This window comes from Hydrocarboniphaga sp. FW305-C-57 (genome assembly GCF_058783045.1).
In genome coordinates this window covers 81,657-96,671 of record NZ_JBYSYG010000002.1, presented here as the reverse complement: position 1 = coordinate 96,671, position 15,015 = coordinate 81,657, and the positions used below count along the sequence as shown (strand labels likewise).

General features: G+C 67.4%; 12 protein-coding genes. 4 read left to right on the top strand and 8 right to left on the bottom strand.

Going from position 1 to position 15,015, the window contains the following annotated elements; all coding sequences use genetic code 11:
- Positions 1–238: 238 nt before the first annotated feature.
- The 3 genes from AC3WUM_RS04785 to AC3WUM_RS04775 all read left to right on the top strand — a co-directional run bounded on the left by AC3WUM_RS04785 (position 239) and on the right by AC3WUM_RS04775 (position 2,742).
- A complete protein-coding gene (locus AC3WUM_RS04785; RefSeq protein WP_492409054.1) occupies positions 239–1,231 on the top strand; it encodes an NAD(P)H-quinone oxidoreductase in 993 nt (330 codons plus the stop codon).
- Positions 1,232–1,324: 93 nt separating this feature from the next.
- The gene (locus AC3WUM_RS04780; protein WP_492409053.1) at positions 1,325–1,600 is read left to right on the top strand and encodes a polyhydroxyalkanoic acid system family protein; all 276 of its coding nucleotides are present in this window, start codon (positions 1,325–1,327) and stop codon (positions 1,598–1,600) included.
- A gap of 8 nt (positions 1,601–1,608) precedes the next feature.
- Complete coding sequence (locus AC3WUM_RS04775) at positions 1,609–2,742, top strand: AI-2E family transporter (protein WP_492409052.1); 1,134 nt, start codon at positions 1,609–1,611, stop codon at positions 2,740–2,742.
- Between the two features lie 38 nt (positions 2,743–2,780).
- Here the strand turns inward: AC3WUM_RS04775 and AC3WUM_RS04770 are convergent, their stop codons facing one another.
- The 8 genes from AC3WUM_RS04770 to AC3WUM_RS04735 all read right to left on the bottom strand — a co-directional run bounded on the left by AC3WUM_RS04770 (position 2,781) and on the right by AC3WUM_RS04735 (position 12,023).
- Positions 2,781–2,996 (bottom strand): hypothetical protein, encoded by a 216-nt coding sequence (locus tag AC3WUM_RS04770; protein ID WP_492409051.1) that lies wholly within the window; start codon positions 2,994–2,996, stop codon positions 2,781–2,783.
- An 83-nt stretch (positions 2,997–3,079) separates the two neighbouring features.
- Complete coding sequence (locus AC3WUM_RS04765) at positions 3,080–3,868, bottom strand: SDR family NAD(P)-dependent oxidoreductase (RefSeq protein ID WP_492409050.1); 789 nt, start codon at positions 3,866–3,868, stop codon at positions 3,080–3,082.
- Between the two features lie 42 nt (positions 3,869–3,910).
- Positions 3,911–4,720, bottom strand: coding sequence for a phytanoyl-CoA dioxygenase family protein (locus AC3WUM_RS04760; protein WP_492409049.1), 810 nt, complete (start codon positions 4,718–4,720; stop codon positions 3,911–3,913).
- A 19-nt stretch (positions 4,721–4,739) separates the two neighbouring features.
- Positions 4,740–7,229, bottom strand: a complete 2,490-nt coding sequence (locus AC3WUM_RS04755) for a TonB-dependent receptor (protein WP_492409048.1) — start codon at positions 7,227–7,229, stop codon at positions 4,740–4,742.
- Entirely contained in the window at positions 7,226–8,908 is a 1,683-nt protein-coding gene (locus AC3WUM_RS04750) for a neutral/alkaline non-lysosomal ceramidase N-terminal domain-containing protein (protein ID WP_492409047.1), read from the bottom strand. The genes AC3WUM_RS04755 and AC3WUM_RS04750 overlap by 4 nt, the downstream gene beginning before the upstream one ends.
- A 9-nt stretch (positions 8,909–8,917) precedes the next feature.
- Complete coding sequence (locus tag AC3WUM_RS04745; RefSeq protein ID WP_492409046.1) at positions 8,918–10,234, bottom strand: D-arabinono-1,4-lactone oxidase; 1,317 nt, start codon at positions 10,232–10,234, stop codon at positions 8,918–8,920.
- An 11-nt stretch (positions 10,235–10,245) separates the two neighbouring features.
- On the bottom strand, positions 10,246–11,499 hold the full coding sequence (locus AC3WUM_RS04740) for an alanine racemase (protein ID WP_492409045.1): 1,254 nt from the start codon (positions 11,497–11,499) through the stop codon (positions 10,246–10,248).
- Entirely contained in the window at positions 11,496–12,023 is a 528-nt protein-coding gene (locus AC3WUM_RS04735) for a TetR/AcrR family transcriptional regulator (protein ID WP_492409044.1), read from the bottom strand. Before AC3WUM_RS04735 ends, AC3WUM_RS04740 begins: the two co-directional genes overlap by 4 nt.
- Before the next feature lie 235 nt (positions 12,024–12,258).
- Here AC3WUM_RS04735 and AC3WUM_RS04730 point away from each other — a divergent pair, with 235 nt between their 5' ends.
- The gene (locus AC3WUM_RS04730) at positions 12,259–14,904 is read left to right on the top strand and encodes a neutral/alkaline non-lysosomal ceramidase N-terminal domain-containing protein (RefSeq protein ID WP_492409043.1); all 2,646 of its coding nucleotides are present in this window, start codon (positions 12,259–12,261) and stop codon (positions 14,902–14,904) included.
- The last annotated feature ends 111 nt before the right edge of the window (positions 14,905–15,015 follow it).

Sequence of the window (15,015 nt, the reverse complement as noted above, 5' to 3'; positions counted from 1 at the left end):
CGACGACTGACGCCGCGATGCGCCAAAGCGGCCCCGTCCCTTCGGGTTGCCGTCAGATTTTCGATCATGCAGCGTTGCTCCTCGATCGTTTGGAACCACCAAACTTCCTCGTCGCGCCTTGCCTGATCGAAAATCTGATGGCAACGCGACGAGCGGATTAGCGTTAACAGGCCCTAGTGTCCCACAGCCGCTAGGTTTCGCTCGGTGATTCGAGCCGCAGACAGTTCTGGAGATTCCCATGCAGATGCGTTACGTACAGATGAGCGGCGCCGGCGGCCCGGAGGTGCTGAGCCTCGGCGACATGCAGGCCCCGCAGGCCGGGCCGCGGCAGGTGCTGATCCGCGTGCTCGCGGCCGGCGTCAACCGCCCCGATCTGGCACAGCGCCAGGGCTTCTATCCGCCGCCGGCCGATGCGAGCCCGATCCTCGGGCTCGAAGTGGCCGGCGAGATCGCGGCGGTCGGCGAGGGCGTGACGCAGTGGAAAGCCGGTGATCGCGTCTGCGCGCTCGTGCATGGCGGCGGTTATGCCGAATATGCGCTCGCGCACGAATCGCACTGCCTGCCGTGGCCCAAGGGCTACGACGCGATTCGCGCCGCCGCACTTCCCGAGACTTTCTTCACCGTGTGGGCCAACGTGTTCCGCATGGGCGCGCTCGCGCCCGGCGAGACGCTGCTCGTGCACGGCGGCAGCAGCGGCATCGGCACCGCCGCGATCCAGATCGCCAAGGCGCTCGGCTCCACCGTTTTCGTCACCGCGGGCAGCGCGGCCAAGTGCGAAGCCTGCGTGAAGCTCGGGGCCGACGCGGCGATCAACTATCGCGAGCAGGATTTCGAAGCCGAGATTCGCGAACTCACCGGCAAGCGCGGCGTGGATGTGATTCTCGACATGGTCGGAGGCGCGTATCTGCCGAAGAACCTGCGCTGCCTCGCGCTCGACGGGCGCATCGTGATGATCGCGACGATGCAGGGCGCCAAGGTCGACGGCGTCGACCTTCGCGAGATCATGAAGCGCCGCGCGCGGCTCACGGGCTCGATGCTGCGTCCGCGCAGCGTCGCCGAGAAAGGCGAGATCGCGGCCGAACTGCGCGAGCAGGTCTGGCCGCTGCTCGACGCCGGCCGCGTCGCGCCGGTGATCGAGCGCGTGTTCGCGTTCCAGGACGTCGCCCGGGCGCATGCGGAGCTCGAGGCGGGCTCGCATGTCGGCAAGATCATGCTCGAGCTCGGCGCCTGATTCGCAGGCTTGGGAGTTCACCACCGATTCAGTGCCGGCGCTCCACTTTGGGCGCCAAATTCAGTCTTGATCCAAAGAGATAAGGGAGCCGCCATGGCCGATATCGAAGTCACCCGCGCGCACGGAAAATCCGTCGCCGAGGCGCGCAAGATCGCCGAGAAACTCGTCACCCAGCTCAGCGAGGAATTCGACTTCAAGCACCGCTGGGAAGGCGACACGCTCAAGTTCGAACGCAGCGGCGTCAACGGCCAGCTCGCCATCACACCCAAGGATCTGCAGCTCTCGGCCAAGCTCGGCCTGCTGCTCAAGCCGCTCAAGGGCCGTATCGAGAAGGAAATCCAGGCCACGCTCGACAAGCAGCTCGCCTGAGCCGATCGATGAGCGCCTCCACCGGATCGGTCGCGGAGCCGGATTCGCCAGCCTCGTCGGGCGAATCATCCCCGATCGACCGCAGGCGCGATTCGTCCACCGCATCGGCGATCGCGGTGGCCAACCACAGCATCGTCGTCGTCATCGCCGTCGTCGCGCTGGTCGCGGCGCTGCTGATGCTCAAGCTCATCGTCATGAGCGCGCTGATCGGCCTTGGCATCGGCGTGCTGCTGGCGGCTCCGCTGCGCGGTTTCCAGCGCCGCTTCCATCTGCCGAAGGCGGCCGGCGCCGCGGTGGTGCTGCTCGTCACCGTGCTCGTGATCGGCGGTGTCGGCTACGGCGTCTTCTACATTGCCGACGCGCAGATCACCTCGCTGTCCGAGCGCATGCCGCAGCTCGTCGATCGCCTGCAGGCGATCGCCAACGGCATCACCTCGCGCTATCCGTGGATCGGCGATCGCGTCGAGTCGTTCAACGTCGCCGACACTGCACGCACGGTCGGCGGGAAGCTGTTCCAGGGCGCCTGGTCGAGTTTCGGCCTGCTCGGCGGCCTGGTCTTCGCATTCGTGATCGGCCTGTACACCGCGGTCGAATCGGAGACGTATTACCGCGCGATGCTGAAGGCGTTTCCGGCCCGGCATCGCGAGACCACCGCGAGCTTTCTGCAGGAAAGCGCACGCACCTTGCGCAACTGGTTTCACGCGCAGCTGACCGACATGGCGATCATCGGCGTGCTGACGGCGCTCGGCCTGTGGATCGTGGGCGCCGATTACTGGCTGCTGTTCGGCCTGCTCACGGGCCTGCTCGGCATCATTCCGTATGTGGGCATCGCCATCGTCGTGACCTTTTCGGGCCTCGTGACCCTGGCGTCCGATCCTTCACGCCTGCCGTGGGTGCTCGGCGTGTTCGTCGCCACGCAGCAGCTCGAAGGGCACCTGATCCTGCCACTGGTCATGAGCGGCCGCGCCTCGCTGCCCGCGGTGCCGCTGCTCGTCTTCATGCTCATGCTCGGCAGCTGGGGTGGACTGCTCGGCGTGCTGATGGCACCGCCGCTGTTCGCCTTGCTGCTGCTGGCCTACAAGCGCTTCTATCTGCCGCGCATGGAGCGGAATCCGCTACCCGCGGAGGTGGCGGAAACCTGAGTCGTATCAGGTCCCGGGCAAGGCCGGTGAGATGCCGCTCAGGGCTTTGCCTTCATCGTGTAGCCGTGATCCATCATGCAGCGCTGCACGAGCGTCTTCTGGTCTTCTTCCAGGCGCGTGATCAGCGATTCTTCCTTGCAGGCCATCAGGTCGGAGCGCATGGTCTCGTCGGAAACCCCGGCGGCGGAATAGACCCAGCGATCACCCGCGCAGGCGGTCAGCGCGAGGCAGCACAGCACAAGCAGTCGTGACATGAACGATCGGAGGCGGCAGCGAAGGCGCAAGCCTAACGCAGCCGCGTCGCGGGCGCCGAATCGGTTTGCATCGGCGACCAGCCTTACCTGGTCGCGACGCTGCGATACAGCGCGCCGACGACCTTGCGCAGCAGCCAGCGCGGCCCGAGGCGCGGGCTGATCGCGAGCAGCTTGTTGTGGAAGCGCGGAATGATGATCGCGGGCTTGCGCGCGAGCGCGTCGACGGTGATGCGGGCGACGTCGCTCGCCGACATGATCAGCGCATCGGGCGCGGCCTTCTCGATCTGGATGCCGGCCTTGTCGAAGAACGGGCTGCGCGTGGTGCCCGGGCACAGCACCGACACGCTGACGCCGAGCGGCGCGAGTTCCTCGCGCAAGGACTCCGAGAAGATCAGCACGTACGATTTGCTCGCCGCGTAATTGCTCATCCACGGGCCCGGCATGAAGCCGGAGACCGACGACACATTGAGAATCTGCCCGCGTCCGGCCGCCGCCATGCGCTTGCCGATGCGATGGCACAGCGCGACGAGCGCGAGCACGTTGACCTGCAGCAGATCGCGCTCGGATTGCCAGCTGTTGTCGACGAAGCTGCCGCTGGTGGTGAAGCCGGCGTTGTTGACGAGCAGGTCGATCTCGATCGCCTCGGCTTCGAGCGCGTCGAGCAGCTGCGCGACCTGCGCCTCATCGGCCAGATCGCAGACGCGCTCGAGCACTTCGACGTGGTTTGCGGAGCGCAGTTGCTTGCCGACCGCCGCGAGCGCATCGGCCCTGCGGCCGACGAGGATCAGCGAGCGGCCGCGAGCGGCCAGGGTTTCGGCGAGCGCCAGTCCGATGCCGCTGGTGGCGCCGGTGACGAGTGCGTAGGCCGTCATTGGCAACAATCTCCCTTGGTCTTCAAAAATCCTGCTTGCGATTCACTTCGACAGCTTGGCCAGCCGTTGATACAGCGGCGTCGGGCTCGCTTCGTGCTTGGGCGCATAAGGCCCGGACACCACCGGGATGTAGATCACGCGCCGGCGGCTCGCTTCACCGGTCTGCGTCGATTGCGCCACGCGATGCCAGAGCCGGCCGTCGTGCACGGTCAGATCGCCGGCACGCGGCACGATCGCCACTTCGCGCGGGTCTTCGCGGTGATCGATGAAGTAGCGCTTACGGAACAGCATCTGCCAGATCGATTGCCGATGCGTGCCGGGCAGCAGGCGCAAGCCGCCGTGCTCGGTGCCGAGCGTGCTCAGGTGCACGCCGACGTTGAGCAGCGGCTGCAGCCGCGTGCCGAGGAAGATGTCGCGCAGGCCGTCGGTGTGCCAGCCCAGGCGGCTGAATTCGCTGTCCGGCCCGTGCACGTAATGGTTGAGCACCATGCCGTCCTTCTCGTGCGTGCCGATGCGCACGTCGTCGCGGCCGATCAGCTCGAACAGCAGCTTGAAACGCGGATCGTCGAGGAAATTCGCGAGCCGCTGATCGTAGAGGTTGGCGAACGCGAAGCGCTGCACGATCTTGCTGCCGTCGAGATCGCGGCCGTAGCGGATCGGCACGCCGTTGACCTTCTCGCGCGACTCGGTCACCCATTGGCGCTCGACGGCTTTCGAGGCTTCGATCAGCGTCGCCACCTGGCGCTCGTCGATGAAGTTGGCGAAGTGCAGGAAGCCGTGGCGCTCGAAGTGCTCGCGCTGCTCGTCGGTGAGCTTCGATCCGAGTTCGAAGCGCTGGTAGTCCTTGGCCATGTTGAAGTCCCTGTGCGCACTAATCGAAATTGAAACGAACGGTCACGCCGTAGCTGCGCTCGTCGCCCGCGGTTCCGCCGTAATCGCCGACGCCGTAGAGCGCATAGATGGCGGCGAGGTAGCGCTCGTCGAAGACGTTGCGCACGAACGCGGAGACGTCCCAGCGACGCTGCGAATCGCGCAGGCCCAGGCGCGCGTTGACGATGTCGTAGGCGTCGATGTAGCTGCCTTCGCCGTGCTCGACCGTGGCCCAGGCGCCGCTGCGGTAGTAGTAGTCGAGCCCGCTGTAGAGTTCGAAGGCCTTGCGCAGGCGCAGGCTGTATTCGGCGCCCGTGCTGACGGTCCAGCGCGGCGCGTTGTAGAGCGTTTCGCCGGACAGGTCGCGCGTGTTCTGCCGCGTTTCGACATCGGGCGCATTCGGGAAATCGCGCGTGACCGCGTCGTTGTAGGCGGCCGAGACGCGCAGCAGCAGGCCGGGCGCCGCGATGCCCTGCGCTTCGGCCTCGGCGCCGCGCAGCCGCACCTTGCCGACGTTGAGCAGGTTGATCTGCCGCGGGTTCGGGATCAGTGTCTGCTCGTCGTCGAAGGTCAGCGCCTGGTAGTCGTCGACATCGGTCTGGTAGACCGCCAGCGCCGTGCGCAGGCGGTTGGCGAGCCAGCGATTCTTGAGCCCGATCTCGTACGACAGCGCTCGCTCGGGCTTGAACGTCGGCGGCACCGATTCGCCGGTCGCGCCGAGGTTGATGCCGCCGCCCTTGTAGCCGAGCGCGACCGAGGCGTAGGCATTCGTGTCGCTGCTGGGCTTGTAGCTCAGCGCGACCTGACCCGAGAAATTGCCCTCGTCGCGCTTGGTGTAGCGCTCGTAGTCGCCGCCCGCGACGCCGTCGAGCAGGCCATCGAGGCTGGCTCCGCTGAGGTCGAGCCCGAGCAGGCTGGCGAGGTCGGCGATCGGGTTGGTCAGCGACAGCACCGTGCAGTTCGGGCAGCCGCCCGAACGCATGCGGGTCACGCCGGCGTCTTTCCACTCGTGCGTGTAGCGCAGGCCGGTGGTCAGGTCGAACCGCTCGCTCAAGTGCCAATCCACCGAGCCGAACGCCGCCGCGCTGTGGCTCTTCTGGTAGGTGTCGGTGTCGACGCGCATGCCGTCGAGCGTGGCCGGCGGAATCAGCGCGTAGAGCAGGGGCCCGAAGTTCGACTGCGTCGCGAACGGCAAGGCCTGCCGGATGATGCCGCCGAAGGTCCAGCCGACCAGATCGTCGCCGAAGATGTTGCGCTCGTCTCCGCTGAGATCCTGGTACAGGTAGAACAGTCCGGCGGTCGCGTTGTAGCGCTCGTCGTCGATGTTGACGCGCAGTTCCTGGCTGAACTGCCGGTGGTCGTTGGCGATGCCGGTTTCGGGCACGAGCTGCAGCGAGGTGGCGTCGTCGCTGGTGGGCTTTGCCGTCCAATGGCGGTACGCGGTGATGCTCGTGAGCCGCTGCGCTTCGGCGTAATCCCAGTTGAGCTCGACCGAGACGGCCTTCTGCTCGACTTCGCTGTGCGTGCGCGTATCCGCGTCGGCCTGGCGGTCATACGGGTTCAGCGAAGCGCGCTCGTATTCCATGAACTCGTCGCGCGCGCGTACCGCATCGCGATAGACGATCAGCGGATAGACGCAGCAGGTTTCGTCCTGCTTGCCGTACTCGGCGATGAGCCGCGCCGACAGGCTGTCGATCGGCGTCCACAGCAGCTGCCCGCGAACACCGTAGCGGTTCTGCTCGTTGAGATCGCTGCCGTCGTAGCGGTTGGTGTACTGGCCTTCCTTCTGCGTCACGTAGCCGGTCAGGCGGCCCGCGAGCAGGCCGTCGACGAGCGGGCCGGTGACGCTGCCACGCGCCTGGCGAAAGTCCTGGTCGCCGAGGCTGCCTTCGAGCGAAGCCTCGTAGGTCTGCGACGGCAGCTTGGTGGCGATGTTGAGCGCGCCGGCCGTGGTGTTCTTGCCGAACAGGGTTCCTTGCGGTCCGCGCAGCACTTCGACGCGATCGAGATCGACGAGATCGAACATCGACAGTCCCTGCCGGCCCAGATAGACGCCGTCGAGGAACAGGCCGACGCTGCTTTCCATGCCGTCGTTCTGCGAGGTCGAGCCGAGGCCGCGGATCGTGTATTGCGTGAGGCGAGGGCTCGCCACGCTCACGGTCATGCCGGGCGTGCGCTGCTGGATGTCCTGCGGACGAAACAGACCGGCTTCGGCCAGGTCGTCTCCGCTGACCACGGCCATCGACACCGGTACCTGCAGCGCGCCTTCCTCGCGACGACGCGCGGTGACGATGACCTCGGCGAGTTCGGTGACCGCGCCGCTGTCGGCCTGCTGCGAAGCCGGCTCGCTTTCACTGTCGACGCCGCCGCCGACCGCGATGGTGTCGAGCTCGGCCGCGTCGCTGTCGGGCGCTGCGGTTTCCTGCGCGGGCGCGCTGCTCGCGAAGCCCGCCAGCAGGGCGAGCAGGCCGGCGGATTTCAGCGGGCTCATCGCACGCTCCGTTTTGCGAGCGTTTCGGCCGAGAAGACTTTCTCGGGCAGCGAATCGAAACGGCGCTCCGCCGCGGGCTTGACGCATTCGCGCAGCAAGCGGCGGTACTCGGTGCGGAACGCGTCGTGCGTGCGACTGCCGAACATGGTGTGGCCTCCCTCATACGACTGCGCCTGGTATTCGTGCCAGGTCGTGCAGTAGCCGGAATAGGAATTCGCGTAACTGGAGATCACCACGTGGCGTACGCCGCAGGACGCAAGTGCTTGAAGACAGAGTTGCTGCAACTGCTGACCGGCGACGGTGGTGATTTCGCCGGGAAAACCGATGATCGCGAGCTCGCCGATGCGCAGCATCTGCAGCGGCAGCACGGTCGGAACCCAGGGCAGCTCGTCGAGCGCACCGGCGCGATCCTGGCGCTGCATTTCGGCGAGCGAGCGATCGAGGAAGGAGGGCAGGAACTGCCGGCTCTTCATGCCGACCAGCACGCCGTCTCCCGATTCGCTGACGATGAGCTTGGGCCGCTGCGCGCGCAGCAGCTCGGGACGCTCACGCTGCAGGCGCTTGCGCGCGCGCGAGGCGAGCAGGCGGACGAGCGACACCACCGGCTCGCGAATGCCCGGACCGTCGACCGGCGAGCCGCGATAGAACGCCAGCCCGTGACACGGCGCGCTCGTGCGTTCGCCGGTTCTTCCGTCGGCGAAATCGGCATCGATCTCGACATTGGACAGATCGCGATTGACGAGCACGGCATCGAGCGTGTGGACACCGAGCGCATGCGTCGCGTCGAGCTCCTGGATGATTTTCCAGGCCTGCTCGCTCTGCAGTTCGCCGTTGTAGCGCGCGTTGGCGATCTCGTCGCGCGTCGGTCCGCGCAGCCAGTCGGGCTTGGTGTCGCCCTGCGCGTTCGGTGACACGTCGCCCGCGAAATGCTGGGCGAAGATCGCGACGCTGCCGGGCCCGAGTCGGGCTTCGAGCGAAGCGGCCGCATAGCCCTTGTTGTCGGACGACAGCACCGACAGGCGGCTGCTGATGCTGGTCGGATGCACGCCGAACCAGTTGATCTGGCCGATGCAGCGGCCGTCATCGCTGCACGCTTCGAGCAGCCACATGCGCCGGTCGATGGCCTTGTGCGTTTCGTGATCGCCGAACTTCGCGACACTCGGATTGCGGTTGTAGGCCGACAGCGAGCGGTTGAAGGCGACATCGACGTCGTCGGCGAAGGCCTGGCACGAGAAGCGCAGCTGCGCGGCTTCGCGCTGCGACCAGGCCTGCAGGCTCGCCAGCACCAGACTGTCGACGATGGCTTCGAAAATCTGTGGCCGGAAGCCCGGCACCGCGAAGTTGTAGAACGGATAGTGCGAATAGCCGCCGGGGCCGCAATGCGTGTGCTGCGAGCACAGCATGTAGCGCTCGCTCCTGATCCGCTCGCGGCCGAGCCTGGCCTGCAGCCGTTCGACCACGGCGCGCCGCAGCTCCGGAAAGATCATGCAGATCTCGGACTGCGCGAAGAACAGCGGCTCGGCTTCGCCGTTGGCACCAGCGAAGCAGAACACGCGGCTGTAGAGCGCCGTCGAGCGTTCGAGCGCCTTGTGGTTCGGCTGCCCGTAGCCGAGCAGGCCGTAGTCGCCCGTCGGCACGCTGATCTCCTGTTTCCCGGCTCCGATGTGCGGTCCTTGCATGGCGGATCGTCAGGAAACGAAGAAGCGTTGCAGCAGCGGGTTCAGGAACAAGCCCTTCGGATCGAGCTCGCGGCGCAGGCGCTGGAAGTCGTGCCAGCGCGGATACAGCGCGGCGAGGTCGCGCGCGCCGAGCGAATGGATCTTGCCCCAGTGCGGACGGCCGCCGTGATTCAGGAAGATCGCCTCGGCCGCGGCGAAATAGCGCTCGTGCTCCATGCCGACGTACTGGTGCACCGAGATCGACACCGAATCCCGTCCGTAGAACGGCGACAGCCAGATGTCGTCGCCGCGCACGTGGCGATACTCGATCGGGAAATGCACGAGCACGGGCTTGCTGTTGACGTACTCGGCGAGTTCGCGCATCGCGTCGGGTCCGCGCTCGACCGGCAGCTCGTATTCCATTTCCTGGAAGCGCACGAGACGCGCGGTCGCGAACGCGCGATGGCAATCGGCCACCATCGTGCTCTGGTTGCTCGAGCTGATGCTCGCGATGAGCCTGCTGATGCGCGGCGCCCAGCTCGGCCTCAGGCGCACGAGTCGCGAGAGCAGCCCGAACAAGCCGTTCTCGAGCACGAGTTCGGAGGCCGTGGTCAGGCCGTTCGACGACTCGGGCTGGTCGGTCCAGTCCATCAGCTTCACTTGCGTGAGCTGCGTATGCGGCATCCAGAAGAACTCGAAATGCCGATACAGCTTGGCGAGGTCGAGCGACTGGTCGAGGCAATCGCCGAGCGGCATGTTGCGCTTGATGAGCTTGAGCCGGTACGCGGGCTCGAGCTCGATGTCCATCGCGGTGATGATGCCGAGCGCGCCGAGCGACACGCGCGCCGCGTCGAACAGCTCGGCGTTCTGCGTCGCCGAGCAATGCACCTGCTCGCCGCTCGCGAGCACCATGCTCAGGCCGCGCAGCTGCGTCGAGATCGAGCCGAGCTTCAGGCCCGTGCCGTGCGTGCCGGTCGAGACCGCGCCGGCGAGCGTCTGCTTGTTGATGTCGCCGAGATTGGTCATGCCGAAGCCGCGCCGGGCGAGCTCCTTGCCGAGCCAGGACAGCTGCGTGCCAGCCTGGATGCGCGCGCGATGACCGTCGATGGCCTCGATGCCGCTCAGGTGATCGAGCGTCACCAGCGTGTCGCTGGTCTTCACGAGCGGGGCGAACGAATGGCCGCTGCCGGCGACGCGCAGCTTGCCGCCGCGCGCGCCGACCTCGCGCACGATCTCCTGCAGCGCCGGCACGCTCGTGGGCGCCGCCGTGCTGCGCGGTGTGAAGCGCACCGAGCCCGACCAGTTGCTCCAGGGTTTGGAATCCGCAATCGGAGTGGAGTGGTTCATCGCGACCGTCTCTAGAAGAAGTTCTGCCCCTGGCCGCGATAGGTCGGCGTGATCGCCACCACCCGGTCCGCGCGGAACAGCAGCAGCCGGTCGAAGCGCTCCATCATTTCACCGGCCTTGGCGTGTCTGAAAAACAGCGGGGCGCCGAGCCCCGGCGTGAAGCCGCGTGGCAACTTCACGGGTGTCTGGACTTCGCCGGCGCCCTCGTCGCCGAGCAGGCGCATGCCGACCGGCAGGAACGGGCTCGGCAGCCGATCGGCGCCGGCCGGCCCCGAGGCGACGTAGCCGCCGCCCGCGCAGGTCGCCAGGCCCGGCGCCGGACGGCGCACGACGGGCAGCGCGAAGAAGGCCGCGGGCAGGTGATGGAAGTGGCCGAAGTGATCGAACAGCGTCGGCGAATACAGCCCGGAACCCGCGGTGGCCTCGGTGATGCAGGCATCGGCCGCGGTGGCTTCGAGGCTGCCGGTGCCGCCACCGTTGACGAAGCCGATGTCGTGTCCGGCCTCGCGCAGCGCCTGGACGATGTGCTGCCGACGCTGGCTGAGTTCGCGCCGCGAATGGCGCTTGAGCGCGCGCAGCAGCTGGTTGCGCAGCGGCGAACCCGGCGCGCGATCCTGCAGGCCCGCGAGCTGGGCTTCGTAGCCCATCGCGCCGACGAGTTGCAGGGCGCCGGCCTGTTCGCGAATGCAGGCGGCCACCGCGAGCGCGGCCTGCGCATCGCGCAGCGGCGAGCGGCGCACGCCGAACCAGAGGCCCGGCAGCTCGCTCGACATGTCGAGGTCGAGCGCAACGCGAAAGCGCACGCCGAAGCCGCGCGCGGCCTGCGCGAGCGCGAGCGCCTGGCCGGCCTCGTCGATCATCAGGGTCAGCGTGGCGCCATGGCGCACGGCTTCGGCGGCGGCGGCGAAATCGTCGGCTTCGAGCGTCGGATAGCCGACCAGCAGATCGTCGAAGCCCTGCCTGTGGAGCCAGGCGGCTTCGCGCGCGCTGTAGCAGAACAGGCCGCGGAACTGCGCCGACAGCACCTGCACGTGGCGCAGGATCTCGACGCAGCGGATCGACTTGGTGCCGAGCCGGATCGGCAGCCGGCCCGAGCGCAGCTGCAGCGCCTGCGCATTGGTGTCGAGCCGATCGAGATCGACGAGCGCGAGCGGCAGGCGCTCGCCCTCGACCACGCGCAGCAGCCGGCGGTAGTAGGCCTCGCTGTCGCGCAGCGTCGGCTCGGTTTGCGGCCTGGGCAGCATGAAGGCGTCGGCGCGCGTCATTCGCGCAGCCCCCTGCTGTCGCCTTCGGCGAGCTGCTTGAGCAGCTTGACCACGCGCCTGCGCTGCCTGGCGTCGAGTGGCGACACCTGGAACAGCTCCATGAGCCAGAGGCCTTCGGTCGCCAGGTGCACGAGCGCGGCGCGTTCGAACGGCACGTCGTGCGAGATCGCGGCGAAGCGGGCGGCGAAGTAGTCGGCCACGCTTTCGATCATCGCCGGGCTGCTGTTGAGCACCGCGAGCAGCGCGCCGCTGACGTGATCGTCCTCGTCGGGCTCGCGCACCGAATTGGTCACGTAGGCCTTGAGCTCGCGTCCGGGTCCGGCCGGCGTCCTCGCGAGCGTGCTTTCGTAGGCCGCGCGGTTGTGCGAGGTCACGCGTTCTAGCAGGGCTTCGAGCAAGGCTTCCTTGCTCGGGAAGTGGTACAGCACGCCGCCCTTGCTCGCGCCGGCGCGCACGGCCACCGCATCGAGCGTGAGCTTGCCAGCGCCCTGTTCGAGCACCACCGCGGCGGCGGCGTCGAGCATGAGCTCGCGCGCGCTCGGCCGGCCGCGCGTGGCCGCGCCGTCGCTTCTGGATGCTGCTGCTCTGGAGCTTCGCGTGACCGGCATGCCTGGATTGATGCTTGATGCGCTAATTTATGTACCGACTGGTCGGGACAGTAAAACCGCCTTCGGACAGGGTCAAGCTGAGGGGGATTTACCCTTGTGGCCTGCAGGCAAAAGGTCTATCGATATTCGTCCTGGGCAGGGGGAAAAGGGAATGGAACGGGTCACGAACGCCGGGCTGCAGTCGCACGCAAAGCCGCATCGGTCATCGCTGGGGATGCGGGCTGGATGTCTGGCACTGCTGCTGGCTGGCTGCGGCGGCAGCAATTCACCGGATGGCGCGCCGTCGTCGCCGCAGGCCGCGCTGCCGCCCGAGGCGAGCTGCGTGCTCGAAAGCCCGGCGCTCGCGCTCGGCACCACGCCGGAGTTGACCGTCAACGGCACCACCTACACGCGCAGCCACGTGCCCGACGCGCCGGGGCCGCTCGAGACGCCGCGCGAGAACGTCGGCCCGGCGCCCGAAGGTCCGTGCCGCGACAGCCAGCGCTTCCGTTTCGGCAGCGGGCTCTACGACACCACCGGACCGATCGGCGGGCAGCCGACCGGGCACGCCGACCTCGCCGGCATGGTGCTGCCGCCGCAGCCGCAGATCGGCATCCACACGCGGCTGTACGCGCGTGCCTTCGTGATCGAATCGCCGTGCAACGGCAAGCGCGTGGTCTACGTCTCCGACGATCACACCTTCTCGACCGCGCTCGTGCGCCAGGAAGTGCTCAAGCGTCTCGCCGCGGATACGAGTCTCGGCGGCAAGTACACGGGCGACAACGTGATGCTCTCGGCCACGCACACGCATGCGGCGGGCGGCGGCTATGGCGATCCGACCGTGCTTCCGGCGCTGCCGGCCGGCGTGCCGCAGGTCTTCATCGACGTCTACAGCTACGCGCAGTCGCTCGCGCTGAGCGTGAGTCCGTTCGACGCCGACAATTTCGAGGCGATCGTCGACGGCATCACACGCGCGATCGTGCGCGCGCACCGCAATCTCGAGGCGCATCCGCAGACCGCGTCGATCAAGCTGTCGATCGGCGAGCTGCTCGACGCCAACCGCAGCCGCGATCCGCCGGCCTACCGGCAGAACTCGCCGAGCGAGCGCGCGCGCTACGTCAACAAGGCCGGCCACGAGATCGAGGTCGACAAGCGCTTCCTGCAACTCACTTTCGTGCGCGACGACGGCAGCGCGGCCGGCGTGCTGAACTGGTTCGGCGTGCATCCGACCGTCATGGGCAATCACGGGCTGATGATCTCGGCCGACAACAAGGGCGAGGCCTCGCTGGGCTTCGAAAAGCTCATGCGCACGCGCTACCTGCCCGATGCGGCGGCTGGCGATGCGGCCGACAACTTCGTCGCCGCGTTCGCGCAGACCGACGAAGGCAATTCGGTGCCCGACCTCTTCATCTTCGACAAGGATCTGAACGGCAGCGACGCGCCCGGCGAAGGCGTGCCGTACCGTTATCGCCTCGGCACCGACGATCCCTACGATTTCGACACGCCGTATTACGAGCGCGGTCTGCCGAAGGCCTCCGCGATCTTCGGCACCAAGCAGCTCGCGCAGTCCTTGCGCCAGTACGGGCAGGGCGATGCGCTCAAGGGCCCGGTGGACTACCGGCTGTTCTACGTCGACATGACGGCGGTGACGATCGACGACCCGACGGTCACCGAGCGATCCACGTTCGCCGACCTGCCGGCCGAGCTGTATCCCGAGCAGCGCAACACCTGCACGGGCGCGGTGGGACTCGGCAAGCTCGTCGGCGGGGCCAACGGACCCGCGTTCGGCGCCGCCGGCTTCGCCTGCGTCGCCGATGCGCCCGTGGACGTGACCAACGAGCTGCGCAATCACTACAACGGCCTGTTCAACGGCAGCGGCGCGATCACCGCCGTGGTCGAAGGCAACAAGATCAACGTGCCCGTCAACGGCGTCGCGCTCTACAGCGTGGTGGCGCCGGTGCTATGTACCGCGCAGCTGCTGATGCCGCAGTACGAATGCCAGCGCGAGAAGGTGGTGGTCACCGAATTCGGCGCGGGCCCGGCGCCGATCCAGCTGTTCCGCATCGGCAATCTCGCGATCCTCGGCGTGCCGTGGGAAGTCACCACCATGGCCGGCCGCCGGCTGCGCGAAACCGTGCTCGATGCACTCGCGCCCGTGGGTGTCGACACCGTGGTGATCTCGGGCCTGTCGAACGCCTATCTCGACTACATGACCACGCGTGAAGAATATTCGGCGCAGCTCTACGAAGGTGCTTCGACCAACTATGGTCCCTGGCAGCTCGCCGCCGCGCAGCAGCAGGCGCGCAAGCTCGCGCTGGCGATGGCGACCAACGCGCCCGCACCGGCCGGCGTCACGCCGCAGGCGCTCGCGCTCGGCCCGCCCTCACCAATCACCACCGATGCGGCCGCCGAATTCGGCGCCGTGGTCGACGATGCGCAGCCGAGCTATGCGCGCGGCCAGACCGTGGAAGTGAGCTTCGTCGGTGGCTATCCGGGCAACGACCTCAAGCGCATGTCCTCGTATCTGTTCGTCGAGCGCCGGCAGGGCGAGGGCTGGGTCACGGTGGCGACCGACAAGGATCCCGAGCTCATGTTCATCTGGGACGGCAGCACCAACCTGGTGTCGACGCTCGGCCACTACGTGGCGAGATCGGAGAACCGTGCGGTCTGGACGATTCCGCGCAACGCACCGGCGGGTGTCTACCGCATCCGCCACGAGGGCGTGTCGCGGGCTTCGGCCGATGCGGCGCCGGTGCCGTACAGCGGCGTGAGCTCGACGTTCGAGCTCAGTGGCGAGATGGCGCGCTGCGCGCAGTGATGTCGTTTTTTTCCTCTCTCCCGCGTGCGGGAGAGAGTCCCTCGCGTCAGCGAGGGGAGAGAGGGGCTTTTTGTGTTGCAGAGAAAAGCAAAGCCCCTCACCCGGCGCTGA

Bases quoted from the DNA above. Each gene is read 5' to 3' on its own strand.
- AC3WUM_RS04765 (WP_492409050.1), bottom strand. From the start codon at position 3,868: ATGACGGCCTACGCACTCGTCACCGGCGCCACCAGCGGCATCGGACTG.
- AC3WUM_RS04775 (WP_492409052.1), top strand. From the start codon at position 1,609: ATGAGCGCCTCCACCGGATCGGTCGCGGAGCCGGATTCGCCAGCCTCG.
- AC3WUM_RS04780 (WP_492409053.1), top strand. From the start codon at position 1,325: ATGGCCGATATCGAAGTCACCCGCGCGCACGGAAAATCCGTCGCCGAG.
- AC3WUM_RS04760 (WP_492409049.1), bottom strand. From the start codon at position 4,720: ATGGCCAAGGACTACCAGCGCTTCGAACTCGGATCGAAGCTCACCGAC.
- AC3WUM_RS04750 (WP_492409047.1), bottom strand. From the start codon at position 8,908: ATGCAAGGACCGCACATCGGAGCCGGGAAACAGGAGATCAGCGTGCCG.
- AC3WUM_RS04745 (WP_492409046.1), bottom strand. From the start codon at position 10,234: ATGAACCACTCCACTCCGATTGCGGATTCCAAACCCTGGAGCAACTGG.
- AC3WUM_RS04755 (WP_492409048.1), bottom strand. From the start codon at position 7,229: ATGAGCCCGCTGAAATCCGCCGGCCTGCTCGCCCTGCTGGCGGGCTTC.
- AC3WUM_RS04770 (WP_492409051.1), bottom strand. From the start codon at position 2,996: ATGTCACGACTGCTTGTGCTGTGCTGCCTCGCGCTGACCGCCTGCGCG.
- AC3WUM_RS04740 (WP_492409045.1), bottom strand. From the start codon at position 11,499: ATGACGCGCGCCGACGCCTTCATGCTGCCCAGGCCGCAAACCGAGCCG.
- AC3WUM_RS04735 (WP_492409044.1), bottom strand. From the start codon at position 12,023: ATGCTCGACGCCGCCGCCGCGGTGGTGCTCGAACAGGGCGCTGGCAAG.
- AC3WUM_RS04785 (WP_492409054.1), top strand. From the start codon at position 239: ATGCAGATGCGTTACGTACAGATGAGCGGCGCCGGCGGCCCGGAGGTG.
- AC3WUM_RS04730 (WP_492409043.1), top strand. From the start codon at position 12,259: ATGGAACGGGTCACGAACGCCGGGCTGCAGTCGCACGCAAAGCCGCAT.